This is a genomic window from Nocardioides pocheonensis (genome assembly GCF_003725535.1).
GTDB lineage: Bacteria > Actinomycetota > Actinomycetes > Propionibacteriales > Nocardioidaceae > Marmoricola > Marmoricola pocheonensis.
Window position 1 is genome coordinate 1 of sequence record NZ_RJSF01000020.1, and the last position, 326, is coordinate 326.

The following is a 326-nucleotide window of genomic DNA, read 5'->3' on the forward strand; positions in this document are numbered from 1 at the left end:
TGGAGCATCGCTTCGGGTCCGGGCAACTGCTCGATCACGGGTGCGGTGGGCAGCGAGGTTCTGCACTGCAACGCGGTCACGCTGGCTCCGGGTGCGAGCGAGTCGGTGCACGTCGTGAGCGGTACGTCGTTCGCGAGCTGCGCGGCGTACCCGAACGAGGCCACGCTGACCGCGACCAACCACGCCACGCTGACGGCTGACGCGACCACCACGGTCCGGTGCCCGAGCCTGACCCTGACCAAGACCGCGGACAACGCGACGGTCAACGCGGGATCGCAGATCGGGTTCACGATCACGGCGAGCAACGCCGGTCCGGGTGACGCGAC

At 69.3% G+C, this 326-nt stretch carries 1 protein-coding gene; it reads left to right on the forward strand.

All coding sequences use genetic code 11. From position 1 onward, the window contains the following. A partial coding sequence (locus EFL26_RS08455; RefSeq protein ID WP_148046665.1) for a DUF11 domain-containing protein occupies nucleotides 1-326 on the forward strand: 326 nt, incomplete at both ends.